This window comes from Microbacterium sp. (genome assembly GCF_047972865.1).
Lineage (GTDB): Bacteria > Actinomycetota > Actinomycetes > Actinomycetales > Microbacteriaceae > Microbacterium.
In genome coordinates this window covers 19,199-42,813 of the sequence record NZ_JBKEAY010000240.1, presented here as the reverse complement: position 1 = coordinate 42,813, position 23,615 = coordinate 19,199, and the positions used below count along the sequence as shown (strand labels likewise).

23 protein-coding genes are annotated in these 23,615 nt (G+C 70.2%); 17 read left to right on the top strand and 6 right to left on the bottom strand.

What is annotated here, in order from left to right:
- Nucleotides 1-1,594: DEAD/DEAH box helicase (locus tag ACK5KK_RS14890; protein WP_416890866.1), on the top strand; the 1,594-nt coding region annotated here is incomplete at its 5' end.
- 9 nt (nucleotides 1,595-1,603) lie between these two features.
- Nucleotides 1,604-2,203, top strand: coding sequence for a hypothetical protein (locus ACK5KK_RS14885; RefSeq protein ID WP_416890865.1), 600 nt, complete (start codon nucleotides 1,604-1,606; stop codon nucleotides 2,201-2,203).
- 4 nt (nucleotides 2,204-2,207) lie between these two features.
- On the opposite strand, the gene ACK5KK_RS14880 is transcribed toward ACK5KK_RS14885, so the two are convergent.
- Nucleotides 2,208-3,221: an Rv2578c family radical SAM protein gene (locus ACK5KK_RS14880; protein WP_416890864.1), complete on the bottom strand. Its 1,014-nt coding sequence runs from the start codon at nucleotides 3,219-3,221 to the stop codon at nucleotides 2,208-2,210.
- Nucleotides 3,222-3,341: 120 nt separating this feature from the next.
- On the opposite strand from ACK5KK_RS14880, the gene ACK5KK_RS14875 reads away from it, so the two are divergent.
- The gene (locus ACK5KK_RS14875; protein WP_416890863.1) at nucleotides 3,342-4,352 is read left to right on the top strand and encodes a M15 family metallopeptidase; all 1,011 of its coding nucleotides are present in this window, start codon (nucleotides 3,342-3,344) and stop codon (nucleotides 4,350-4,352) included.
- Between the two features lie 83 nt (nucleotides 4,353-4,435).
- Nucleotides 4,436-5,599 (top strand): acyl-CoA dehydrogenase family protein, encoded by a 1,164-nt coding sequence (locus tag ACK5KK_RS14870; protein WP_416890862.1) that lies wholly within the window; start codon nucleotides 4,436-4,438, stop codon nucleotides 5,597-5,599.
- Between the two features lie 37 nt (nucleotides 5,600-5,636).
- Here the strand turns inward: ACK5KK_RS14870 and ACK5KK_RS14865 are convergent, their stop codons facing one another.
- From ACK5KK_RS14865 to ACK5KK_RS14845, 5 genes are read right to left on the bottom strand one after another with little or no spacing between them, the layout of a single operon-like run.
- Entirely contained in the window at nucleotides 5,637-6,449 is an 813-nt protein-coding gene (locus tag ACK5KK_RS14865; protein ID WP_416890861.1) for an energy-coupling factor transporter transmembrane component T family protein, read from the bottom strand.
- Nucleotides 6,446-8,239, bottom strand: coding sequence for an ABC transporter ATP-binding protein (locus ACK5KK_RS14860; RefSeq protein ID WP_416890860.1), 1,794 nt, complete (start codon nucleotides 8,237-8,239; stop codon nucleotides 6,446-6,448). Before ACK5KK_RS14860 ends, ACK5KK_RS14865 begins: the two co-directional genes overlap by 4 nt.
- Nucleotides 8,240-8,275: 36 nt before the next feature.
- Complete coding sequence (locus ACK5KK_RS14855; RefSeq protein WP_416890859.1) at nucleotides 8,276-8,836, bottom strand: ECF transporter S component; 561 nt, start codon at nucleotides 8,834-8,836, stop codon at nucleotides 8,276-8,278.
- A gap of 48 nt (nucleotides 8,837-8,884) precedes the next feature.
- Entirely contained in the window at nucleotides 8,885-9,850 is a 966-nt protein-coding gene (locus ACK5KK_RS14850) for a pirin family protein (RefSeq protein WP_416890858.1), read from the bottom strand.
- The gene (locus ACK5KK_RS14845) at nucleotides 9,847-10,170 is read right to left on the bottom strand and encodes a GNAT family N-acetyltransferase (protein WP_416890857.1); all 324 of its coding nucleotides are present in this window, start codon (nucleotides 10,168-10,170) and stop codon (nucleotides 9,847-9,849) included. Before ACK5KK_RS14845 ends, ACK5KK_RS14850 begins: the two co-directional genes overlap by 4 nt.
- A gap of 203 nt (nucleotides 10,171-10,373) precedes the next feature.
- Between ACK5KK_RS14845 and ACK5KK_RS14840 the strand changes: the two genes are divergently transcribed.
- From ACK5KK_RS14840 to ACK5KK_RS14780, 13 genes are all read left to right on the top strand, one after another.
- Nucleotides 10,374-10,964: a ScbR family autoregulator-binding transcription factor gene (locus ACK5KK_RS14840; RefSeq protein ID WP_416890856.1), complete on the top strand. Its 591-nt coding sequence runs from the start codon at nucleotides 10,374-10,376 to the stop codon at nucleotides 10,962-10,964.
- A 102-nt stretch (nucleotides 10,965-11,066) separates the two neighbouring features.
- A complete protein-coding gene (locus tag ACK5KK_RS14835) occupies nucleotides 11,067-12,263 on the top strand; it encodes an MFS transporter (protein ID WP_416890855.1) in 1,197 nt (398 codons plus the stop codon).
- Nucleotides 12,206-12,415, top strand: coding sequence for a hypothetical protein (locus tag ACK5KK_RS14830; protein ID WP_416890854.1), 210 nt, complete (start codon nucleotides 12,206-12,208; stop codon nucleotides 12,413-12,415). The genes ACK5KK_RS14835 and ACK5KK_RS14830 overlap by 58 nt, the downstream gene beginning before the upstream one ends.
- 5 nt (nucleotides 12,416-12,420) lie before the next feature.
- Complete coding sequence (locus ACK5KK_RS14825) at nucleotides 12,421-12,909, top strand: DUF6790 family protein (protein ID WP_416890853.1); 489 nt, start codon at nucleotides 12,421-12,423, stop codon at nucleotides 12,907-12,909.
- On the top strand, nucleotides 12,906-15,332 hold the full coding sequence (locus tag ACK5KK_RS14820) for an FtsX-like permease family protein (protein WP_416890852.1): 2,427 nt from the start codon (nucleotides 12,906-12,908) through the stop codon (nucleotides 15,330-15,332). The genes ACK5KK_RS14825 and ACK5KK_RS14820 overlap by 4 nt, the downstream gene beginning before the upstream one ends.
- A complete protein-coding gene (locus ACK5KK_RS14815; RefSeq protein ID WP_416890851.1) occupies nucleotides 15,319-16,089 on the top strand; it encodes an ABC transporter ATP-binding protein in 771 nt (256 codons plus the stop codon). Before ACK5KK_RS14820 ends, ACK5KK_RS14815 begins: the two co-directional genes overlap by 14 nt.
- Nucleotides 16,090-16,124: 35 nt before the next feature.
- On the top strand, nucleotides 16,125-16,361 hold the full coding sequence (locus ACK5KK_RS14810) for an acyl carrier protein (protein WP_416890850.1): 237 nt from the start codon (nucleotides 16,125-16,127) through the stop codon (nucleotides 16,359-16,361).
- A gap of 63 nt (nucleotides 16,362-16,424) precedes the next feature.
- Nucleotides 16,425-17,642: a beta-ketoacyl-[acyl-carrier-protein] synthase family protein gene (locus tag ACK5KK_RS14805; protein ID WP_416890849.1), complete on the top strand. Its 1,218-nt coding sequence runs from the start codon at nucleotides 16,425-16,427 to the stop codon at nucleotides 17,640-17,642.
- A 1-nt stretch (nucleotide 17,643) separates the two neighbouring features.
- Nucleotides 17,644-18,333 (top strand): 4'-phosphopantetheinyl transferase family protein, encoded by a 690-nt coding sequence (locus ACK5KK_RS14800; RefSeq protein WP_416890848.1) that lies wholly within the window; start codon nucleotides 17,644-17,646, stop codon nucleotides 18,331-18,333.
- A gap of 70 nt (nucleotides 18,334-18,403) precedes the next feature.
- A complete protein-coding gene (locus tag ACK5KK_RS14795; RefSeq protein ID WP_416890847.1) occupies nucleotides 18,404-19,570 on the top strand; it encodes a glycoside hydrolase family 3 N-terminal domain-containing protein in 1,167 nt (388 codons plus the stop codon).
- A 201-nt stretch (nucleotides 19,571-19,771) separates the two neighbouring features.
- Entirely contained in the window at nucleotides 19,772-20,188 is a 417-nt protein-coding gene (locus ACK5KK_RS14790) for a DUF4870 domain-containing protein (RefSeq protein ID WP_416890846.1), read from the top strand.
- Between the two features lie 39 nt (nucleotides 20,189-20,227).
- Nucleotides 20,228-22,861: a DEAD/DEAH box helicase gene (locus ACK5KK_RS14785; RefSeq protein WP_416890845.1), complete on the top strand. Its 2,634-nt coding sequence runs from the start codon at nucleotides 20,228-20,230 to the stop codon at nucleotides 22,859-22,861.
- Between the two features lie 167 nt (nucleotides 22,862-23,028).
- On the top strand, nucleotides 23,029-23,568 hold the full coding sequence (locus tag ACK5KK_RS14780; protein ID WP_416890844.1) for a DUF1697 domain-containing protein: 540 nt from the start codon (nucleotides 23,029-23,031) through the stop codon (nucleotides 23,566-23,568).
- Nucleotides 23,569-23,615: the final 47 nt, after the last annotated feature.

Below are 23,615 nucleotides of genomic sequence, written 5' to 3'. Positions count from 1 at the left end.
CGATCGGGATGACCGGCCGCGCCGGTTCGACCGGGACGACCGACCACGGCAGCCTGACCGCGACGACCGGCCGCGCCGGTTCGACCGGGATGACCGGCCCCGCCGGTTCGACCGGGACGATCGGCCGCGGCGCTTCGATCGCGATGATCGGCCGCGGTACGCCGACCGAGATGCCCGCTCGCGCGGCGTCGATCGCGAGGATCGGCCCCGCCGTTCCTCCGGCCGACCGGAGCGACGCCTCGCCCGCACCGACCGCCCGCGATCCCAGGACCGGCCGAACCGGTCGGACTGGCGTGACGCGCCGACCGCGACGAACGAGCACGTCGACGTCGTCCACGAACGTCTTCAGGCCGAGGCGGTCGACGCGGCCACGGTGGAGGCAGCGTCGTTCGCCGATCTGGGGCTGGGGCAGAACATCGTGAAGCGGTTGGCCGAACTGGGGGCGGCTGCGCCGTTCCCCATCCAGGCCGCCACGATCGGACCGATCCTGGCCGGACGTGACGTCCTCGCGCGCGGCCGCACCGGCTCGGGGAAGACGATCGCGTTCGGAGCTCCCCTGGTCGAGTCGATCCTCCGTGCGCAGGCCGGCACGAAACGGGTGTTCGGTCGCGCGCCGAAGGCCCTCATCCTCGCCCCGACGCGTGAACTGGCCCTGCAGATCGACGGCACCGTGCAAGCCCTCGCCCGCAGCGTCGGCCTGTTCACGACGCAGGTCTACGGCGGCGTGCCGCAGGCCCGACAGGTGGGCGCACTGAAGAAGGGCGTCGACATCGTGATCGGCACCCCCGGGCGCATCGAAGACCTGCAGGAGCAGGGCAAGCTCGACCTGAGCGAGGTCGGCATCGTCGTGCTCGACGAGGCCGACCACATGAGCGAACTGGGCTTCCTCGAGCCGATGCAGCGCATCCTCCGTCTGGTCGCCGACGGCGCACAGAAGCTGCTGTTCTCGGCCACACTCGACCGGGAGGTCGCCGCGCTCGTCGACGAGTTCCTCGTCGACCCCGCCGTCTACGAGGTCGCCGGCGAGACGCAGGACACCGGCACGATCGACCACCGGGTCCTCGTGATCGATCACCGCGACAAGGCCGAGGTGCTTGCCTCGCTGGCCGATCGCGACGGCAAGACCCTCATCTTCACCCGTACCCGCGCCTTTGCCGAGATGGTGTCCGAGAACCTCGAGGACGCCGGCATCCCCGCCGTCGCCCTGCACGGCGACCTCAACCAGGCCAAGCGCACACGCAACCTGAAGCGGCTGACCGACGGCAAGGTGAGCGTGCTGGTGGCCACCGACGTCGCCGCGCGCGGCATCCACGTCGACGACATCGAGCTGGTGATCCAGGCCGACCCGCCGGACGAGTACAAGACCTACCTCCACCGTTCCGGGCGCACCGGACGGGCCGGGCGCGCCGGCACGGTGGTCACCCTCGTCACCCGCCAGCGCCGGCGGCGGATGACCGAGATGCTGGAGCGCGCCGAGATCGACGCGCCGTTCGAGACCGCGCGGCCCGGGGACGACATCCTGGAGGAACTGTCCGGGCGTCAGCTCGCCGACGTCGACCTGCCGCGCGCCGTGACGGCCGCCGCCCACCGGTAGAATCAGGCCATGCACCGTTCCCTCCGCGCTGCGACACTCGCCCTCGCCGCGGCCGCCCTCCTCAGCGCCTGCGCGCCGCAGGCCGGCTCCGGCACCGATCCCGAGCCCACCGAGGCGGCCGTGGAACCCAGCGACGCGCCCCAGACGGCGTTGCCCGATGCCGTCGAGAGCGATCTGCCGCTGCCCGGATGCGACCTGGTCGCGCCCGATGACAGTGCGCAGACGGTGCTGGGGGCGATCGCCGAACCCGGCGAAGGGCTGTACCTCACCGCGTTCGCGGACGATCTGGCCGGCCGATTCCCGGAGTCCCTGGAGCAGACGGCGTGCGAATGGCAGATCCCCAACTCCGACGGTGGCTACAGCGTCGTCTTGTCACGGGCTTCCGCCGACGACGTCCCCACGATTCTTGCAACCCTGCGGGAGGATGCCCGGCTGACCGAGAGCGAATTCGCCGGATCGACCGTGTTCGCCGGGGAGCAGGAGGACGGCCTCGGCTCGACGGCGCTGACGTTCGCGGTCAAGGGCACGCTCTGGGCGGCGGTCACCGGGACGCTGACCCCGGACGGCGCGTTGTACGCCGTGACGGAGGCGCTCGACTCCGTTGGCTGACGCGTCAGAACAGGCGTTCCGGGGTAGCCGCGCGCGGCCGAACGGGGCGCCCGTGCGACGCCTCGTCGCGCGCATCCAACCCGTAGCGGCGCAGGATCGGACGCACGCGCGCCGACAGCCATGACCGGTAGGACTTCGGAGCCTGTGCCGCGGCGCCCGGGTAGAGGGCGCGGTAAGACGACAGCAACTCGGGATGCTCTTGCCTCAGCCATCGCAAGAACCACGGCTTGACCCCGGGCCGCAGGTGGAGGGCGCCCCACACCACACGCGCGGCACCGGCGTCACGAATGCGTTGCGCGGTGTCGTCCAGCACCGGGATCGAGTCGGTCAGGTGCGGCAGGACCGGCATGAGGAACACGGTCACGCGGAAGCCGGCATGCGTCGCGGCGCGCACCGTGTCGAGGCGGGCCGAGAACGACGGTGCACCAGGCTCGATGGTCGCGCGAAGACGCTCGTCGGCGACGGCGACCGACACCGCGAGCGTCACCGGAACCTGCGCGGACGCCTCGATCAGGTGCGGCAGATCCCGGCGCACCAGCGTTCCCTTCGTCAGCACCGAGAACGGCGTGCCGCTGGAGGCGAGGGCATCGATGATGCCGGGCATGAGCCGGTACTTCCCCTCCGCCCGCTGATAGGGATCGGTGTTGGTGCCCAACGCGACCCACTCGCGCTTCCAGGACGGCCGCGCCAGTTCCCGTCGGAGCACGTCGGCGACGTTGACCTTGACGACGATCTGTGAATCGAAGTCGCGCCCGCCGTCGAGATCGAGGTAGGTGTGAGTCCCGCGAGCGAAACAGTAGGTGCACGCGTGACTGCATCCGCGATAGGGATTGACCGTCCACTCGAACGGCATGGCTGACGCCCCGGGGACGTGGTTGAGCGCCGACTTCGCCCGTACTTCGTGGAAGGTCATCCCGGTGAACCCGGGTGTCGTCATCGACCGGACCAGTCCGCTGTCTCGCCCCAGGCCGGGCAGTGCGTCGTCGTCGATGTCGATCGTCTGCCCGCGCCAGCGCATGGCGACAGTGTAGAACAAAAAAACGTATATCACAGGACAAATGGCGATATTGCATCGAATATTTGCTCATTCTGTGGATGGCGGCAGGCGAGCGAGCGAGTAACGGAGCAGAATGGAGGCGTGGTTGGGGAACCCGAACTTCGCTTGCGACGTGACTTGCGCGGGTCGCGCCGCGCGGCGCGCTATGCGCGACGGGCGGCGCGCCGGCGCGCCCAGTTCGCGTGGGCTGCCGCGATCGTGATCGTGGTGGGGGCAGGTGTCGGCGTGACCGCCCTGGTGAATACGTCGTCGTCCGCCGCGGAAGCATCCGTCATCGGGCTCGACGCCGCGACCGCCTTGGGTACGGCCCACACCGCGCGTGCGGTGACCGACCTGCCGGTTCCGGTGCAGACCGCTGTTCCCGCTCCTGCGGTGTGCGACGATCCCGTTGTGCTCGCTGCGCTCGACGACGGCACGGACGCCGACGACGTCACCGCGTTCGGCGGCGGTGGCGCGTTCCGCTCCGCCATCGCCGACGGTGTCGCCGACTGCGTCGACCTGTCGGCGGCCGACCGGGTCTGGGTGGTCGTCAACAAACGCCACGCGGTCGTCCCCCGTGATTTCGCGCCGGCGGATCAGGCGCAGGCGGCGGGGGTGCAGCGCACCAGCGGTGGCCACATGCGCTCCGACGTCGCCGCCGCGTTGGCAAAGCTTGCGGACGCAGTCGTCGCCGACGGCGCCGGGGCGATCGGCGTCAACAGCGGCTTCCGTCCGCTCGGCTACCAGGAAGCGACCTATGCCGGATACCTCGGCGTGCTGGGGCGCGCCGACGCTGACCTCACCAGCGCTCGCGCGGGGTACAGCGAGCATCAGACCGGGCTGGCCGTCGACATCGTGGCCTGCGACAGCGGATGCGGCGGCATCGACGCGTTCGGCGGGACCGACCAGGCGGACTGGGTGGCCGAGAACGCGTGGCGGTTCGGCTTCATCGTGCGGTACGAAGCGGGCTACACCGACGTGACCGGCTACGAGGCGGAACCGTGGCACCTGCGCTATCTCAGCCCCGAACTGGCCGCGGTCTATCACGAGGGCGGCTATCACACCCTTGAGGAGTTCTTCGGCCTCCCGCCCGCCCCCGACTACACCGGCTGACGCCGCGCCGGCGCGATCTCCCGCGGCGTAGAGTCGAGATCGACGGGGCAGTGCCACACCGTGCCAGATGAGGGAGGCGGCGCATGGAGCGCGACATCTACGACGAGGACCATGAGGCGTTCCGGGACGTCGTCAAGGAGTTCGTGAAGCGGTACGTCACCCACGAGAAACGCGAACAGTGGGATACCGACGGCCAGGTCGACCGCGACACCATGCGGGCGGCCGGACAGGCGGGCATCATCGGCCTGAGCGTTCCCGAGGAGTTCGGCGGGGCCGGGATGCTGCAGGACTACCGGTTCCGCACGGTCGTCAACGAGGAGATCATCGGCGCCGGTGCCGGGTCGCTGGCGGGAGCCTTCGGCATCCAGGACGACCTCGCCGTGCCCTACATCGTGCACATGGGTACGACGGCGCAGAAGGAGAAGTGGCTGCCGCGCATGGCCACCGGCGACGTGGTCGGTGCGCTCGCGATGACCGAGCCAGGCGCGGGCAGCGATCTGCGCGGCATCGCCACGACCGCGAAGAAGGTGGACGGCGGGTATCTCGTCAACGGCGCGAAGACGTTCATCTCCTCGGGTGCGAGCGCCGACATGGTCGTGACGTTCGTCAAGACCGGGGAGGGCAACCGTCCCGACGCGTTCAGTCTTGTCATCGTCGAGGACGAGATGGCCGGCTTCGAGCATGGCAAGAAACTGCACAAGATGGGCTTCCACGGGCACGACACTGCCGAGCTGAGCTTCAGCGACGTGTTCGTGCCCGACGAGAACCTGATCGGTGGGGTCGAGGGGAAGGGCTTCGTGCAGCTCATGATGAACCTGCCCCTGGAGCGCCTGTCGATCGGTGTGGCCGCGGCTGCCGCCGCCCAGGCCGCGGTGACCTGGACCGTCGCGTACACGAAGGATCGGGAAGCATTCGGGGAACGGGTCATCGACTTCCAGAACAGCCGGTTCCGCATCGCCGATGTCGCGACGGCCGTCGACGCGCTGTGGGCCTACATCGACCGGGCGCTGCGCGCCTACGCCGCCGGAAAGCTCTCGCCGGAGGAGGCCGCGAAGGTGAAGTTCTGGGCCACCGAACGGGAGTGGGAGGTCGTCGACACGTGCGTGCAACTGCACGGCGGGTACGGCTACATCACCGAGTACCCGATCGCGCGCGCGTTCCTCGACGCGCGGGTGCACCGGATCTACGGCGGCACCAACGAGATCATGCGCGACATCGTCTCCCGTCAGATCGCCGGTAAACGCTGAGGGGTCTCGCCCGCGCCGCCGGGGCGGTCGCCGTTGTCTAGGCGGCGATCCCCCCGAGCCCGAGCCCAAGCCAGAACAGTACGACGGTGGCGACCCAGGACGCGGCGATGAAGACGGCATCCGCCGCGCGGAATCGCACGACGTGGCGTTCGGTGCGTGCCGGATGCGCGCCGAACGCGCGGGCATCCATCGCCAGCGCGACCCTCTCGGCGTGACGGATGGCGCCGGCCAGCAGCGGCACGACGTAGCCCCACCAGCGGGCGATCGCCGCGAACGGTCCACGTCCGCCGTGCGCGCCGCGGACGCGATGAGCCTGGCGGATGACGTCGAGTTCGTGCGCGAACCGCGGCACGAACCGGAAGGCGGCCAGCGCTGTGTAGCCGACGCGATACGGCACTCGCACCTGTTGCACGGCCGAGCGCACCAGGTCGGGCCCCGACGTGGTGGCACCCGCGGCCAGTGCGAGAGCGATGATCGCACCCAACCGCACGCCCGTGGCCAACCCGACCAGAGCGGCGCCGCCGTACAGGTGCCAGGTGCCGAGCTGCAACACCGTGATCGACTGATCGACCCGCGTGGGATCGACCCACAGCGACATTCCGAACGCGATCACCACGACGACCGCCGGGATCACGCCGAACAGCAGACCCAGCATCCGCCCCGACAGCCGGGCGCCGGTCAGCAGCAGGAGAACGGCGGCCCCGAGGAACAGCAGCGGCGTCACCACGTCGCGCACGAACACCAGCCCCACCATCGCGGGCAGCGGCGCGACGAGCTTGGCGAGCGGATTGAGCCGATACAGGTAGCCCGCGCGGGGCGCGTCGGTGGTGAACGGATCGGCGACGCTCACTCTGACCCGCTCGGGAGGTCGGCCAGCCGGGTGCAGCCGGTCAGCGGCGGCGGAGCCTCGCGGAGCGCCCGGGCGAGGGGCGGCGGCCGCAGGGACGCGCGGGCGAGCAGATCGTCGTCGGCGAAGACCTCGGCGGTGCCGCGGTCGGCGATGATCCGTCCGTCGCGCACCACGACCGCCCGGTCGGCGTACTCGGCGACCAGCTGCATGTCGTGGGTGACGACGATGATGGTGCTGCCGTCGGCGTTCAGGTCGCGCAAGAGGTGCAACAGCTCGTCGGCGCGGGCGCGGTCCTGCCCGAACGTGGGTTCGTCCAGCGCCAGCACCGGCGCCCCGGCGACCAATGCGGTGCCCACCGAGAGCCGCCGCTTCTGACCGCCGGAGAGCAGGAACGGATGGCGCTGCGCGTGGCCTTGGAGGCCGAGTCGCCAGAGCACGTCGGTCGTCCGCACGTCGACATCGGCGTCCGACAGCCCCTGACGTCGCAGGCCGTGGGCGAGCTCGTCGTACACCGTGTTCGCGATGAACTGGTGTTCGGGGTTCTGGAACACGAACCCGACGTGCCGGGCCAGGGTGCGCCGGTCGGTGCGGGCGACATCGAGTTCGCCGATGCGCACCGCCCCGCGAGGCACCGGGACCACTCCGGCGATCGCCTGGATGAGGCTGGTCTTGCCGGCGCCGTTGGGGCCGACGACCGCCACGAACTCACCGCCGCCGATCCGCAGGTCGACATCGTGCAACACGTCGGTGCGACCGCGCCGCAGGGCGAGACCGGTCACCGCGACGGGGGGCGCTGGATTCGGAGTCTGCTCGCGGATTCGGAGGTTTTGGCGCGGGTGGGCCGAATCTGTGGCGGATGTCCGAATCTGCGGTGCCGCCGGGGTGGCGGGAAGGGTGCCGGACGGGGTGGATGCCGGGGTGGCGCCCGGCGCGGCGACGGCACGTCGCAGCTCGTCAGGCGTGACGGGCAGCCGCTCGAAGGTCCAGCCGGCCCGCTGCAGCCGCAGCGCCGCGATCGTGGAGATCGGCAACCACACCCCGAGCGCGTGCAGCTCCGGCGCCCGCGCGCGGATCACCTCGTCGACCGACCCGTCGGCGATCGTGGTGCCGGCCTCGTCCAGCACCACGACACGGGTGGTGAGGGCGACGGCGGCGTCGAGATTGTGCTCGATCAGGAGCACGCCCCGGGTGCCCTCGCCCACGGCGGCCGCGACCGCGGCGTACACCTCGTCGATGCCCGCCGGGTCGAGGTTGGCGGTGGGCTCGTCGAGCACGAGCACCGGCGACCCCATCGCCAGTGCGCACGCGATCGCCAGCCGCTGCCGTCCGCCGCCGGACAGGCGGTCGGGGTTCTGGTCGCGCCGATCCCAGAGCCCGACCCGCTGCAGCGCCGCCTCCGTGCGCGCCAGCACCTCGCCGACGGGCAGGCACAGGTTCTCGGGGCCGAAGGCGACCTCGTCGAGCACCGTGCCGGTCACCACCTGCGCGTCCGGGTCCTGGAACACCATGCCCACACGGGTGCTCACCCGCGCGACGGGCTGGTCGGCGGGGTTCAGGCCCACCGCCTCGATGCGGCCCGACACCGTCGCCGGGATCGACTGCGGGACCAGACCGTTCAACGACAGCGCGAGCGTGGACTTCCCGCATCCGCTCGGTCCGAGCAGCAGCACGATGTCGCCGGCGGCGACCTCGAGGCTCGCCGCCGCCGGGGTCGGGACGGATGCCCCGTCGTGGCGGATGCTCACGTCGCGTGCGCGCAACAGGGGTGCGAGTGCAGCGGGGAAGGTCACGGGCGATCCAGAGGTGGTGGGAATGATTAGCCTAACCTAACCACGGCCACCCCGAGTGGCGGGCGCGACGCCCGCCTGCCGCAGCCCCCGGCCCAGCGCGAGCCCGACCGTGGTCCACGCGACCGGGGCGGCGACCGAGAGCACGAGGTAGAACACTTGCGCCCACGGCGGCAGCGCGGCGAGGTCGACGACCGCGTACACGACGACCGCGACGACCAGGCCCACGATCACGCCCGACAGCAGAAAGCGCCACGGCCCCCACCCGCGGTAGCGGGTGAGCGCGGCCATGCCCTCCTGGATGCCGCCGAACAACAGTGCCGTACCGATGAAGCGCGGCGCCCAGGCCGGGTTGAATGCGCTGGCGACGAGTGCGGCGAGCAGGTGGGTGACGATGGCCACCAGCGGCAGCCGCAGCACCTCCTGCGCGATGATGCCCGGCAGGACGTGCACTCCCAGCAGCATCCCGTAGGCGAAGGGAACCGCGGCGAGCACCAGCGGGGTGAGTGTCCCGGCGATCCCGCCGACCAGGCCGGTGGCGACCCCGATCGCCGCGCACACGAGCAGCACGCGCGTCGATAACAGCGGATTTCGGGTCACCTTTCCAGGGTACCGGCGGGGGCTGGGGGCCTGGCCGTGAGAAACCGGTCAGATGCGGCGACGGCGGCGGGTGAGGCGCACGTGCGGCATCGGGGGTGCCGGGATGCGCTCGGTGCCGTGGCCGACGACGTGGCCGAACCGGTCGGTGCCGGCCTCCCAGTCCTCGCGGGCCGCGACGATCTCGTCGTGGCTGCGTCCCACGAAGTTCCACCACATGACGATCTCGTCCTCGAACGGCGCACCGCCCAGGAGGAACACGGTCGCGTCGCCATCGGCGTGCACGTCGATGCTCTCGCGGTGGATGCCGAGGTAGAGCAGTGACCGGTGGGGCATCCGGATACCGTCATCGGTGGCGACGACTGGTTGGCCGCCCACGGCCACAAGTGCGTGCTCCCACTCGGGTGTGAGCGGAATCGTGGTGCGAGTCCCGGCGGGCACGGTGATCTCCGCGCCGACGATCGGGGTGTACATCGTGGCGGGGGAGTCGACGCCGGCGAACGACCCCACCACGACGGTGGCGCTCGCTCCGCCGCCGAGGTCGACGACCGGGAGGTTCTCGTGCCGTTCGAACGCGGGCGGGCCGTGGCGGCGGTCCTCGGGGAGCGCCACCCAGAACTGCAGCGCGTCGAGGGACACGGCATCCTCCCCCACGGAGTACTCCGAGTGCGCGATGCCCGCGCCGCTGGTCATGAGGTTGAGGGCGCCGCGGCGGACCACGATGTCACTGCCCAGGGCGTCGCGGTGGTGCACCTCGCCGGTGAACGGCCAGGTCACCGTCTGCAGCCCGACGTGCGGGTGGGGCTCCACCCGCATTCTCGTGGTCTGTGGCCCGAACCGGTCGAGGAAGCACCACGCCCCGACCAGGGGAAGGTCGCGCTGCGGCAGGCTGCGGTGCACCGACATCGCCCGTACGCCGCCCAGTGGCACCTCCCGCGCTTCCAGGAGCAGCGCGCGAGGGCCGTCGCACGCCGCCGCCGACTCGCGCGTGACGTCGCCGGCGTCGAGCCGGCTCATGCCGCCGTGGTGTCGTCGCCCTCGCGGGTGTGCACGGTGAGCCCGGGGATGTCGTGCTCGCGAGCGTACTTCACGACGAACGGGCAGACCGGCACCACGGTCTCACCGCGGCTCGCGATGTCGGCTAGGGCGCCCCCGACCAGCCGGCCCCCGATCCCCTGACCGGTGAAGTCCTTCTCGATGCTCGTATGGGGCATCACGATCCGCCCCTCATGGTCGGGACGGATCTCGGTGAAACCGGCCAGTACGCCGTCCACATGGATCTCGTACCGTCCGGCGTCGTCGTTTCGGGTGACCGTCATCGCGGCTGCATCGCCCATAGCGGCTCCTCTCTTTGGGAGGATGCAACGCCGCAGAGCCCGTCGTTGTTCCGCGCTGCATCGCCGGCGGGCGGCGCCAGCACCCGGCGTGCGCCGGTTCGCAAACCCCGCTGATGGCTAGTGTGGAACCGTCGGCGAGCCACCGCCGCGACCCGGGGCACATCCTCCCGGGGCGGTGCGGAACATCGAGAGGGAGCGCGACGATGACGATGCAGGCGCGCGCGGTCGAGACTCGCCGTGCGATCATCCAGGCCGCGGCCGACGCCTTTGTTCAGCACGGCTTCGCCGGGGCGAGCCTCGCCGAGATCGCGACGCAGGCGCGCGTGACCAAGGGCGCGCTGTACTTCCACTTCCCGTCGAAGATCGCGCTGGCCGAGGCGATGATCCAGACGCAGCGCGAAGTCAACGAGGCTTTCGAGGAATACGTGCGGCACTTCCAGGGGACCCAGTTGGAGCTGCTGATCAACATGACCCGGCTGCTGGCGCGGCGGCTTCAGGAAGACACCACGTTGCAGGCGGCGATGCGCCTGGCCGTCGAGCGGGGCAGTTCGGAGAATCCGCACATCTTCGCGACCTATCAGATCTGGGAGCGTTCCGCGGCGGGGGTCATCGCGGCCGGACAGGAGCGCGGGGAGATCACCCGGGATGCCGACGGTGCGGCACTGGCGCGTTTTCTCGTGGCGGCCTTCACCGGCATCCAGACCATCTCCCTGGTGGAGGCCTCGCTGAGCGACCTCGACGAGCGGCTCGATGAGATGTGGCAGCTGCTGCGGCCTCGGCTGGAGCCCTCCTAGCCGTCAGCGCGCACCTCGCCGCGTGGAGCTTTGAGTAATGAGAAGGCTCTCATTCCTGTGAGGCGCGTTGATTAAAACCGGTCGACCGGTATTTTAGAGGGTATGTCCTCTTCGATCGAACCGGCCGTCGGCGCGCCCGCGAGCCCCGCAGCCGGCGGCATGCGCAGCTTCCTGGTCATCTGGAGCGCGCAGTTGGTCGCCCGCCTCGGAAACGGCCTGACGGCCTTCGGGCTCGCTGTGTACGCCTACCAGGCGACCGGATCCAGCGCGGCCGTCGCCGCGGTGACGATGGCCGCGTTCCTGCCCGGCGTTCTGCTCGCGCCCATCGGCGGGGTGCTGGCCGACCGATTCGATCGGCGCCTGCTCATGATTCTGGGCGACACGTTCTCGGCGGGTGGGCTGGTGCTGCTGCTGATCGCCTTCCACAGCGGCGCGGCCAGTATCCCCGTCATCTGCGCGTGCGTCGCCTTCAGCTCCCTGTTCACCTCGGTGATGGACCCGGCCTACCGGTCAACCGCGACCGATCTGCTCTCCCCGGAGCAGTACGCGCGGGCGGGGGGAATGGTGCAGTTTGCCTCGGCTGCACAGTTCCTGGTGTCGCCGGCGATCGCCGGGATCCTGATGGCGCAGTTCGGCATCGCCACGATCCTCATGATCGACATCAGCACGATGGTGGTCACGACGGCCGCCATGGTGATCGTGTGGCGCCGGATCGGGACCACCGCAGCCCGTGCCGCCCGCACCCCGTTCTGGGAGGACTTCCGCCTCGGGGTCGCCTTCCTCGCCCATCATCGCGGCATCACGGTGCTCATGCTGCTGGTCACCCTCGCGACCTTCTGCATGGGGTTCCTGCAGACCCTGCTGACCCCGATGCTGCTGGACCTCGCCGATGAGGAGACCCTCGGGGTGGTCCGCTCGGTCGCTGCGATCGGCATGATCGTCGCCAGCGCGCTCATCGGCGTGTTCAGCATGGGCACCCGGCACACCCGCTACATCTCGATCGCCCTCGCGGTGGCCGGTGTCACCGTGACCCTCATGGGCAGCACCGTCAACGTCGTGGCCATCGCGGCGCTCGCCTTCGTCTTCTTCATGACCCTGCCCGTCCTCAACACGAGTGTCGAGGTGCTGGCGCGGTCATCGATCCCCAACCAGACCCAGGGGCGGGTATGGGGTCTGATGGGGCTCATCTCGCAGCTGGGATACATCGTCGCGTACGCCGATCGGGCATCCTCGCCGACGACGTGTTCACCCCGCTCCTGGTCGACGGCGGCGCGCTCGCCGACACTCTCGGCCGCGTGATCGGAGTGGGCGAGTCCCGCGGCATCGGCCTGATGTTCGGCCTGGTCGGTGTGCTGCTGCTGGTCGTCGCCGTCCTCATCCCACGGGTGCGCAGCGTCCGTGGACTCGAACGCAACGTCGCGCGCTCCGGCGCCGACCGTAAGGAGCTCTGACTGACATGTGGATCGTCGTCATCATAGGGATCGGGGTGGTGACCGCCCTCGTGCAACTCGCGCTGGGAGGTTTCGCCGCCGATCAGACCACCATCATCCGCACCCTGCTGTTGCACCAGTTCGCGGTGACGCACGGGATCATCGCGGTGATCGGGTTCGTCATCAACGTGCTGCGACCGCGGCAGACCGCCGCCAAGCTGGGCTGGGCGACCAGTCCGTTCCAGGTGAAGTACGGGTTCGCTCAGCTGGGCCTGGGCATCATGGGCGTGATGTCGATCTGGTTCCACGGAAACTTCTGGGTCGGCACGCTCGTGACCTTGTACGTATACGGTCTCAGCGGGTTGTGGACCCACACCCAGGAAGTGGTGCGAAAGCGCCGCGAGACCGGGAAGACCGATCTGATCGAGGTCGGCAACATCGTGCTCGACGTGATCTATCACCTGGTCCTGACCTGGATGTCGTTGCAGATCCCCGGCGTGTGGAGTCTGTCATGAGCAGCCGCGAAAACCTGATGCTGCGCTACGCGATGGGCGACCTGCGCCGCAACCGGGCCATCAACATCGCCCTGTTCGTCCTGCTCGTGCTCAGCGCGACGCTGATGGCCACCGGAGCGATGGTCATCGAGCGCCTCACCGGATCGGTCGACGCACTGTTCGCGCAGGCCAAGCCGCCGCACTTCCTGCAGATGCACGTCGGGGACTACGACGCCGCGGCATTGGAGGACTTCGCCGGCGAACAGTCCGGTATCGAGTCTTGGACCGTCGTGGACATGTACGGATTCGACAGCTCCGCGATCTCGTGGACGCGCCCGGCCAGCGGGGAATCCGGTGATCTGTCCGACAGCCTGGTGGACAACCTCTTCGTGACACAGAACCCCGACTTCGACTACCTGATCGACCAGGACGGCGTCATCGCCGAGCCCGCGGCGGGGGAGGTGTACGTTCCAGTCGCCTACCAGCAGCGCTTCGGGTTGCAGGTCGGTGACGAACTCGGGGTGCGCACCGACGACGGCCTCCACGACCTGACCGTGACCGGCTTCGTCCGCGACGCCCAGATGGCCTCGTCGCTGTCGTCGGCGACACGGTTCCTCGTCTCCGAGACGGACTGGACGGCGCTGGCCGCCGCCGGCGGCGGCGACCCCGAGATCATCGTGGAGTATCGCCTGCATGACCCCAGCGGGGCGGATGCCCTGCAGGCGGCCTACGAGGCCGACGACACCCTGCCCAAGAACGGGCAGGCCGTCACCTACGAGATGATCCGGCTCATCAACGCGTTCAGCGACGGCCTCGTCGCCGTGGCGCTCATCTTCGCGAGCCTGCTTCTCATCCTGATCGCCCTGCTGAACCTGCGCTTCGTCATCCGTGGGTCGCTGCAGGACGAGGTGCGGGAGATCGGTGCCATGAAGGCCATCGGCATCCCCTCTCGGCAGATCTCGCGCCTCTACCTCGGCAAATACAGCGTCATGACGCTACTGGCGTGCGTGCTCGGCGGAGCGCTGGCACTGCCCGCCACCGCCGCGCTGACCCGCGGCGCGCAGGCCACGTACGCCGCCGCCGAGACCACGGTGTGGACGGTGCTGGTGCCTGTGGTGGCGCTCCTGCTGGTCTACGTGATCGTCGTGGCCATCTGCGCCGGCGTGCTGCGGGCGGTGCGTCGCATCGACGTCGTCGGCGCACTCGTCCACGGCAGCACGCTCACCGAGCGGCAGACCGCCCGCCGCGCCCGCCGGCAGAGCGCGCGGGTACGTCGGCGCAGCTTGGCCCGCTACCGCGGCCGGCACATCGGCCGGCGGCTGGCGATGCTCGACCTGCGGTCTCAGCTCGGCCAGTGGGTGCTGGTTCCGGTGGTGTTCTTCCTCACCGCGATCATGATCACGCTGCCACTGAACCTGCTCACGACGTTCGAGAGCCCGCGGTTCGTCAGCTACATGGGGGCGCCCACCAGCGATCTTCGCGCCGACCTGCTGTTCTCCGACGACGTCGATCGCACCCGCGACGACCTGTTGGGCGCGATGGCCGATGATGACCGCCTCGACGACGTGCGGGTGTTCGCGAACGTGCTGGTCGAAACCGAGGGGCCGGAAGGGATGCAGACGCTGCGTGTCGAGGTGGGTGACTACACGACAGACACCGTCGACTTCGTCTCGGGCACCGCGCCCGGGAACGGCCAGATCGCGCTGTCGGTCCTCAACGCCGACGCGTTCGGCCTGCAGGTCGGCGACCCGATGGAGGTGACCGTCGACGGGACCCGCGCGGACTACACAGTCAGCGGCGTCTATCAGGACGTCACCAGCGGGGGGCGCACCGCCAAGATGCAGGGGGAGGTCGCCCGGGGCGCGGCCGGCTACGTCGTCTACGCCGACTTGTCCGGCGACGATGACCCCGCCGCGGTGGCCACCGAGTACGGGGATCTGTTCCCCGGTGCGGCGGTCGTGCCGATGGCGGAGTACGTGACGCAGACACTCGAGTACGTCACCAGCGCGTTCCGCACCGCCGCGGTGTTGAGCGTCGCGTTCGGACTGGCCGTCGCCCTGCTGATCACGGCGTTGTTCCTGCGGCTGCGGCTCTCCCGCGACCGTCGCAGCATGGGCGTCCTGTCGGCGATCGGCTTCTCCGCACGCGAACTGACGGCGCAGGTGCGGGGCAAGACGTTGCTGGTGGTGACGGTCGGGACGGTGCTCGGGGTGCTGTTCGCGGCGACCGTCGGCGAGTCGATGACCGGCGGCCTGCTCGCGCTCGCCGGGCTGGGGATCGCGCACCTCACGTTCCTGCCGAACGTGTGGCTGGCGTACCTGGTCTTGCCGCTCGCCCTGATCGGCGCCGGCTATCTCGGCGCGGTCCTTCTCACGGCGCGACTGCGCCGTGCCGATAAGAGTTCATGGTTGTCACACGAGGGGAATACCAATGGCACACGCTAACTCCCTGGCTCTGCGGAGCCAGGACCTGACCAAGACGTACGCGTCGACCGACCCGCCCACGCGGGTGCTCGACGGGATCGACCTGACCGTGCGCGAGGGGGAGTTCCTCGTCGTGATGGGAGCCTCCGGCTCCGGGAAGTCCACACTGCTGTACAGCATCAGCGGGATGGACCGGCCCTCCAGCGGCAGCGTCTTCCTCGACGGCCGCGACCTGACCACCCTCAACGACGCCGAGATGAGCCGTACCCGGCTCACCCGAATGGGATTCGTGTTCCAGCAGGCGTACCTGCTGGCCAACCTCAGCATCCGCGACAACATCCTGCTGCCCGCACTCAAGGCCGCGCCGGATGCGCGGGACGAAGCGGTGGCGCGCGTGCAGGCGCTCATGGAACGGTTCGAGATCGCGCACGTGGCCGACCACGGCATCACACAGGTGTCCGGCGGTCAGCTGCAGCGGGCCTCCATCTGCCGCGCGCTGGCGTGCGAACCGGCGATCCTGTTCGCCGACGAGCCGACCGGGGCGCTGAACAGCTCGATGTCGGCCGAAGTGATGGACGCCCTCACCGGGGTGCACCGCGACGGCACGACCATCGTCATGGTCACCCACGACCCGGCGTGCGCGGCCCGCGGCGACCGCGTCGTGTACCTGCGGGACGGCCGCATCGTCGCCGAGAACACTCCCGGCCCGTGGACGCGCGAGAACGCCGACCGTCGCGAGGACGATCTCCTCGCGTGGCTGCGTAACCAGGGCTTCTGACCCACATCCCAGAAAACACCGACACAAGGAGAAACATGATGAACGAACAGACCTTTCTCGACACCCTGGCGCCGTTCACGGCCGTACCCGCCGACGCCCTCGCGCTCACCGACGACCTCGCGCAGATCGGGGTCGACTCGATCAGCATCTTCGAGTTCGTGATGCAGATCGAAGACCTCCTCGGCCACAGCGTCGAGGTGACCGACCAGGTCGTCACCGCGCAGGACCTCTACGACGCCGTGCTGCAGGCCGGAACGTTGCAGCTCGCCTGACCGCGGTGTGGCCCGCACCGACGTGCGGACCACACCCGGGTCCGGGCCGAACAAGGAGGAATCATGGAGAAGGTCGTCATCACGGGGATGGGCGTGGTCAGCCCCATCGGGACGGGTCTGGCCGCGTTCGAGGCGAACCTGTTCGCGGGACGCCACGGCATTGTGCCCCTGGATCGCTTCGACACTACCGACATGTCGGTGCGTGTCCACGCGCCCGTCACCGGGGTGGACAGCGCGTCCCACGTCGACGAGCGCACGGCGCGCAGGTTGGACGCGTACAGCCTGTTCGGGCTGATCGCGGCACGCGAAGCCATGGCGGATGCGGCACTGACCGGCGCCGTGGACCCGTATCGACTCGGCGTCCACATGACCAGTGGCATGGGCGGCGTGGGTACCCTGCTCGACGAAGCCGACGCGCTGCTCGCCCGCGGTGCTCGCCGGGTCTCGCCGCTGCTGGTACCGAAGTTCGTCGGGAACATGCTGGCCGGCGGCGTCGCCATCGACATCGGTGCCCGCGGTCCGGCGGTGGCGCATGTCGCCGCGTGCGCCGCGAGCGCGGCGAGCATAGGAGAGGGCATGCGCGCGATTCGTCACGGGTACGCCGACGCCATCGTCTGCGGCGGTGCCGAAGCGTCCACCCGCAAACTGATCGCGGCGGGGTTCGAGAACCTGCGGGCGCTGACGGCGGCATCCGATCCCGATCGCGCCAGCATCCCGTTCGACCGGGATCGAGCTGGCTTCGTCATCGGCGAGGGGGGTGCCGCGTTGGTGCTGGAGAGCGAATCCCACGCGCGTGCGCGTGGTGCGCGCATCCACGCGGAGGTCACTGGGTTCGGCGTCACCAACGACGCTTCGCACATCACCGCGCCGGCCGAGAACGGTGCGGCGTTGGACCGGGCCCTCGGTGACGCGCTCGCCGAGGCCGGGGAACCGGATCGCCCCCTGCACGTCAACGCGCACGGCACCGGGACGGTGCTCAACGATCGCAGCGAAGCGGCATCGATCCGCCGTGTGCTGGGGGAGGGCACGCTGGTCACGTCGACCAAGTCGGTGACCGGGCACATGCTCGGGGCCGCCGGTGCCGTCGAAGCGATCGCCGCTGTGCTCGCGTTGCACCGCGGCGAGGTGCCGCCCACGGTGGGCACCTCGACGGTCGCCGACGACATCGCCGTCGACGTGGTGCACACGGTGGCCCGACCCGCGCCGTTGACGCGGGCGGCATCCCTCTCGCTCGGGTTCGGCGGTCACAACATCGCCCTGATTCTGGACAAGGCGGCATGACATGGAGATTCTGATCGGCTTGGCCGACCGTGTCGAGCGAGCGATGCTCGCCCGGCTGCACGCGGCACTTCCCGCCGCGCGCCGAGAGAAGGCGGACGCATATCTGCGACCGCAGGATCGCGACACCAGCATCCTGTCGTTCGCGCTGCTGCAACTGCTGTGGGAGCAGCGCCACGGGACGCCGATGCCCGACGTGCAGCTCGGCCGCTACGGCAAGCCGGCGTTCGCCGACGGCAACGGCATGCACTTCAGCCTGTCGCACGACGGCACCGTGTGTGCGTGCGTCAGTGCCCCGGTGCCGGTCGGCATCGACGTGCAGTCGCGGGTCGGCTTCGACGGCGGGCTGTTCGAGCGGATCGCCTCAGAACGCGAACGGTCGTTGCGCGACGTCTTGCGCCGGGCCGATGACCTCAGTTCGCTGTGGACCCGGAAGGAGGCGCTGGTCAAGCGCACGGGGCGCGGGCTGACCGTTCCGCTGCCGAGCGTGGAGGGCGGTGCCGCGCCGGACGTGGTGACCTTCAGCTGCGGTGCGCCGGATTTCCGGATGAGTCTGTCTGCGGAGGGGATGACGAGAGCCGCGATCGCCAGCCGGGTGCGCGTCCGCTTCGCGCACCCGGCTCACGTCGGCTGGCGCTTCGCGCCCGGCGCCGATCTGCTGCAGCCCATGGCCGAGTTCGCGGTGGCGGCCTGAGGGGCGACCGATCCGCGGGCCTCGCTTCCTGCCCGCACGCGCCGGGTGCGCGCTACGGGAGGATGGAGGCATGTGGATTCGATGGCTGCTTGCCGCCGCGGCGATGACGACGGCGCTCGCGGTGGCCTCGTGCGCGCCCGCGGAATCCGTGCCGTCGCGGTCGGCGACGGCATCCGACGCGCCCCGCACGCCGGACATCGACCCGGTCGAGGATCCCGTCGAGGACCCGGTCGGGCAGCTGAGTCTTCCCGAGCGCGTCGGGCAGCTGTTCATGGTGGGGACGCCGGTGGATGCGGCATCCGATGTGACGATCGCGGCGGTGACCGAGCGGCACGCGGGTGCCGTGTTCCTGCACGGGAGGACCACAGCGGGGACGGCCGCGGTCTCGGCGGTGGTCGGGCATTTTCCCGCGGTGGGGGCTGCGGGCGTGCCGCTGTGGGTGGCGACCGACCAGGAGGGCGGTGAGGTGCAGGTGCTGCGCGGGCGCGGGTTCGACGACATCCCGTACGCGATCGAGCAGGCGGATGCGCCGGCTGCGCAGGTGCGCTCGGATGCGGAACGCTGGGGCCGGCAACTGCGGTCGGTGGGGGTGACGATGAATCTGGCGCCGGTGGCTGACATCGTCACGAGTGCGGAGGTCCGGTTCGACAACCCGCCGATCGGCGCGCTCGGACGCCAGTACGGCTACGACGCCGAGACGGTCGCCGAGAAGACCGGCGCGTTCGCCGACGGGATGCGGGATGCCGGGGTCATGCCGACGTTCAAGCACTTCCCGGGGCTCGGCCGGGTGACGAGCAACACCGACTTCGCCGATCGGGTCGTTGATGAGGCTGTCGGCGCCGACGCCCCCGATGTGGCGGTGTACGCCGCGCTGACGTCCGGGGGAGCGTCGGTCGTGATGGTGTCCAACGCCGTGCACGCGCGGATCGACGACACCCAGCCGGCGACGTTCTCGCCGGCGGTCATCGCGGTGCTGCGCGACGGGGTGGGCTTTGACGGGGTCGTGATGACCGACGACGTTTCGGCGGCCGGTGCGGTGCGCGCTGTGGCGCCGGCCGACCGGGCGCTGCGGGCCCTGACGGCGGGGGTTGACCTGGTGCTGGTGTCGGCCGACCCGTCGGTGTACGCCGAGATGTACGACGCCGTCCTGGCTCGCGCGCAGGCCGATCCGGCCTTCGCGGCGCGGGTCGACGAGGCCGTGCGGCGGGTGCTGGCCGCCAAGGCGGCGTTCGGCTGACAGCCCCCGCCCCGCTCCCCGTCCCCGCCCCGCTCCCCGTCCCCGCGAAACGACAGGCGCGCTATCGAGACCGCACGTAAACCGCGCGGTCTCGACAGCGCAGCTGTAGTCTCGCGGACAGGAGGCGTGGGTAGGGACACGGGCTGTGGACAGTCGACGCGGGCAACCGCCGCTGCTTACCCCGCCCCCACGGGGCAGCCCATGATGACCCGTCCCGCGACCGGGTCGCTCACCTGGGGGCTCGGCTTCTTGGGGTTCATTCCGATTCCGTTCTTCAGCCTCCTCATCGTCGCGATCGTCGCGATCGTCGCGTCGGCGGTGTACCCGTCCCAGCGCCGCCACGGACCCATCGCCGAGGGGAACGCCCGAAATGCCGCGAACTGGGCGTGGACGGCGTTTCTCGTGCTGGTCCTGTCGGTGGTGCTGACCACTCTCCTGGTCGCGCTCCAGAACTTCTACACTCCCGGCCCGTTCCCCGGGAGGCTGCCGTTCTTGGTGCTGCTCGGGGTGGGGATCACCCACCCCGTGCTGTGCATCATGGGCTTGGTGGCAGCATCCAAGGGTCAGGGGCTGCGTGTGCCGTACGCCATCCCCTTCATCCGCGCAGCTTGGGGGTGATGTCGCCCCGCGGGCCGCGGCATCCGGCAGACTCGGAGGGTGACCGACACCGCGACGCTTCCTGAGCTCATCCCGGTCGGGACCGGGGCGGATGCCGTCTACGACGGGTTCGTGACGTGGGCCGCCGCGCAGGGGCTCACCCTCTACCCGGCGCAGGACGAGGCGATCATCGAACTCGTCTCGGGCTCGAACGTCATCCTGGCCACCCCGACCGGCACCGGTAAGTCCCTCGTCGCCGTCGCCGCACACGCGGCGTGCCTCGCGCGGGGCGGGCGCACCTACTACACCGCCCCGATCAAGGCGCTCGTGAGCGAGAAGTTCTTCGCCCTCGTCGACGTCTTCGGGGCGGATGCCGTCGGCATGGTCACCGGCGATTCCTCGGTCAACCCCGATGCACCGATCGTGTGCTGCACCGCCGAGATCCTCGCCAACCTCGCGCTGCGGCAGGGGGCGGATGCCGACGTCGACCAGGTCGTGATGGACGAGTTCCACTACTACGGCGACCCCGAGCGGGGCTGGGCCTGGCAGGTGCCGCTGCTGCTGCTGCCGCGCGCCCAGTTCCTCCTCATGTCGGCGACCCTCGGGGACGTCACCGAGATCGCCGACGACCTGAGCCGGCGCACCGGTTGCCAGACCGCGCTGGTCACCGGCGTCGAGCGGCCGGTCCCGCTGCACTTCTCGTACGAACGCCGCCCGGCGCACGAACTCGTCGCCGGACTGCTCGAAGAGCACGAGACCCCGGTCTACATCGTGCATTTCTCCCAGGCCGCCGCGGTGGAGCGCGCGCAAGCCCTCGCCAGCGTCAAAGTCGCCGACCGCGCGCAGCGCGACGCGATCGCCGAGGCGATCGGCGGGTTCCGGTTCACCACCGGATTCGGCAAGACGCTGTCGCGACTGGTGCGTTCCGGAATCGGCATCCATCACGCCGGGATGCTGCCGCGCTACCGGCGTCTCGTCGAAACCCTGGCCCAGCGTGGCCTGCTGCGGGTGATCTGCGGCACCGACACGCTCGGCGTCGGGATCAACGTGCCGATCCGCACCGTGCTGATCACGGCGCTCAGCAAGTATGACGGAACACGCATGCGTCAGCTCACCGCCCGCGAGTTCCACCAGATCGCCGGGCGGGCGGGCCGGGCCGGATTCGATCCGTACGGCAACGTGGTCGTCATGGCCCCCGAGTGGGAGATCGACAACGCCGTCGCGCTCGCGAAAGCCGGGGACGATCCCGCCAAGCGGAAGAAGATCGTCCGCAAGAAGGCGCCGACCGGCGTCGTCAACTGGGGTCAGGGCTCGTTCGATCGTCTCATCGCGGCCGAACCCGAACCGCTCACGCCGCAGCTTCGGCTGACGGCGGCGATGCTCATCAACATCATCGCGCGCGGCGGCGACGCGTTCGGCAATGTCCGCTCGCTGGTGTTCGACAATCACGAACCGCGGGCGCGGCGCTACGACATGGCTCGCAGGGCCCTCGCGATCTTCCGCACGCTGCGCGCCGCCGGCGTCGTGGAGGTGGATGCATCCGGCGTGCACCTCACCGTCGACCTGCAGCCGAACTTCGCGTTGAACCAGCCGCTGAGCCCCTTCGCGCTCGCGGCCCTGGACCTGCTCGACCCCGGCATCCCGCCCGCCCCCGTCACTGGATTCGGAGCTTCACCGCAGATTCGGGCCGACCAGCCCGAATCCTCCGAATCCGGCGACGTTCTCCGAATCCACGACAGCCCCGGGGGCGGCACCGGGGGCGGCACCGGGGAGCCGCGCGCGGATGCCGGAACCGGCCACTACGCGCTCGACGTCGTGAGTGTGGTCGAGGCCACGCTCGACGACCCGCGCGCCATCCTGAGTCAGCAGGAGTACCGGGCGCGCGGCGAGGCGGTCTCGGCGATGAAGCGCGACGGGCTCGACTACGACGAGCGGATGGCGCTGCTGGAAGAGATCACCTACCCGCGGCCGCTCGCCGAGCTGCTGGCCCAGTCGTTTGATGTGTTCGCGTCGAGCCAGCCTTGGGTGCGCGACTTCGAACTGCACCCGAAGTCCGTCGTGCGCGACATGTTCGAACGGGCCATGTCGTTCGGAGAATATGTCTCCTTCTACCAGTTGGGCCGTAGCGAGGGGCTGGTACTGCGCTATCTCAACGACGCGTACCGGGCGATCAGGCAGACCGTCCCGGCGGACCTACGCACCGACGACCTGACCGACGTGATCGCGTGGCTCGGCGAGATGGTGCGCCAGGTGGACTCCAGCCTGCTCGACGAATGGGAGTCACTGGCCCACCCCGCGGCAGACCCGGATGCCCCCGTCGTGCCGCCCGCGCCCCCGTCGGTCGTCGCGAACCGGCGCGCGTTCACCGTCCTGGTGCGCAACGAGCTGTTCCGGCGGGTGCAGTTGGCGGCGCTGCAGGACGACGACACGCTGGTCGAGCTCGACCCGGATGTCGGCTGGCCGGCCGTGCTGGACGCCTACTACGACGAGCACGACGAGATCCTCACCGGTGGTCCCGCTCGCTCACCCCGCCTGTGCGAGATCACTGAGCATCCCGAACGGTGGGTGGTCGAGCAGACGATCGACGACCCCGAAGGCCATCACGACTGGCGCATCCGCGCGACGGTGGATCTCGCCGCATCCGTTGAGTCCGGTGCCGCCGCAGTGACGGTGTCCGAGGTGACCCGCCTCTGACCCGCCCCCGCCCCGCCACGCCCGCCGCCCCCTCCCGCCGCGCCCCTCCCGCCGCCCCGCGAGACCGCACGCGCGCTATCGAGACCGCGCGCAAACCGGGTCGTTTCGATAGTCTCGCTGTCGTCTCGCGGGTTTCCGGGCGCGGGGCTCCGGGCCACAATGGGACGATGGCCACACACCTCGCGTTCCTGCGCGCGATCAACCTCGGCGCGAAGCGCGTGTTCCCCAAGGCGGACCTGCGCCGCGTCGTCGCCGAGGCCGGTTTCGAGGATGTCGACACGCACCTCAACACCGGCAACGTGGGGTTCGACACACGGATGCGGTCGGTGGCGCGGATCGCGCAGAGTCTGCGGACCGCGTTCGCCGCCGACCGTGGTTTCGAGGTGCCGACTGTCGTGTTCCCAGCCGGCGAGTTCGCCGAGGTGGCCACCGAGACCGCGCGGCTGGATGCCGAGTATCCGGGCCTGGCCCGGCATTACGTCTATCTGCTGCCCGAGCGTCTCAGCGCGGAGACCGAAGCCGCCGTTGAAAAGCGCTCGCGCCCGGACGTGGGGCGGATGCTCGTCCGCGGGCGCGCCGTCCATGCCCTGCTCGAGCCCGGGTACCAGGCGGGCAACGTCGATCCCCTTGGCGTCACCCCGCTGCTCGGCGACGCGACCAACCGCAACGCGACGGTGGTGCGCACTCTCGCCCAGAAGTGGTGTTGAATCGCCCCGCGCCCCGCGCCCCGCGCCCCGCGCCCCGCGCCCCGCGC

Coding starts and splice junctions, on each gene's coding strand:
- ACK5KK_RS14885 (WP_416890865.1), top strand. CDS start 1,604: ATGCACCGTTCCCTCCGCGCTGCGACACTCGCCCTCGCCGCGGCCGCC.
- ACK5KK_RS14880 (WP_416890864.1), bottom strand. CDS start 3,221: ATGCGCTGGCGCGGGCAGACGATCGACATCGACGACGACGCACTGCCC.
- ACK5KK_RS14870 (WP_416890862.1), top strand. CDS start 4,436: ATGGAGCGCGACATCTACGACGAGGACCATGAGGCGTTCCGGGACGTC.
- ACK5KK_RS14820 (WP_416890852.1), top strand. CDS start 12,906: ATGAGCAGCCGCGAAAACCTGATGCTGCGCTACGCGATGGGCGACCTG.
- ACK5KK_RS14835 (WP_416890855.1), top strand. CDS start 11,067: ATGTCCTCTTCGATCGAACCGGCCGTCGGCGCGCCCGCGAGCCCCGCA.
- ACK5KK_RS14805 (WP_416890849.1), top strand. CDS start 16,425: ATGGAGAAGGTCGTCATCACGGGGATGGGCGTGGTCAGCCCCATCGGG.
- ACK5KK_RS14795 (WP_416890847.1), top strand. CDS start 18,404: ATGTGGATTCGATGGCTGCTTGCCGCCGCGGCGATGACGACGGCGCTC.
- ACK5KK_RS14850 (WP_416890858.1), bottom strand. CDS start 9,850: ATGAGCCGGCTCGACGCCGGCGACGTCACGCGCGAGTCGGCGGCGGCG.
- ACK5KK_RS14845 (WP_416890857.1), bottom strand. CDS start 10,170: ATGGGCGATGCAGCCGCGATGACGGTCACCCGAAACGACGACGCCGGA.
- ACK5KK_RS14800 (WP_416890848.1), top strand. CDS start 17,644: ATGGAGATTCTGATCGGCTTGGCCGACCGTGTCGAGCGAGCGATGCTC.
- ACK5KK_RS14810 (WP_416890850.1), top strand. CDS start 16,125: ATGATGAACGAACAGACCTTTCTCGACACCCTGGCGCCGTTCACGGCC.
- ACK5KK_RS14815 (WP_416890851.1), top strand. CDS start 15,319: ATGGCACACGCTAACTCCCTGGCTCTGCGGAGCCAGGACCTGACCAAG.
- ACK5KK_RS14840 (WP_416890856.1), top strand. CDS start 10,374: ATGACGATGCAGGCGCGCGCGGTCGAGACTCGCCGTGCGATCATCCAG.
- ACK5KK_RS14790 (WP_416890846.1), top strand. CDS start 19,772: ATGATGACCCGTCCCGCGACCGGGTCGCTCACCTGGGGGCTCGGCTTC.
- ACK5KK_RS14780 (WP_416890844.1), top strand. CDS start 23,029: ATGGCCACACACCTCGCGTTCCTGCGCGCGATCAACCTCGGCGCGAAG.
- ACK5KK_RS14825 (WP_416890853.1), top strand. CDS start 12,421: ATGTGGATCGTCGTCATCATAGGGATCGGGGTGGTGACCGCCCTCGTG.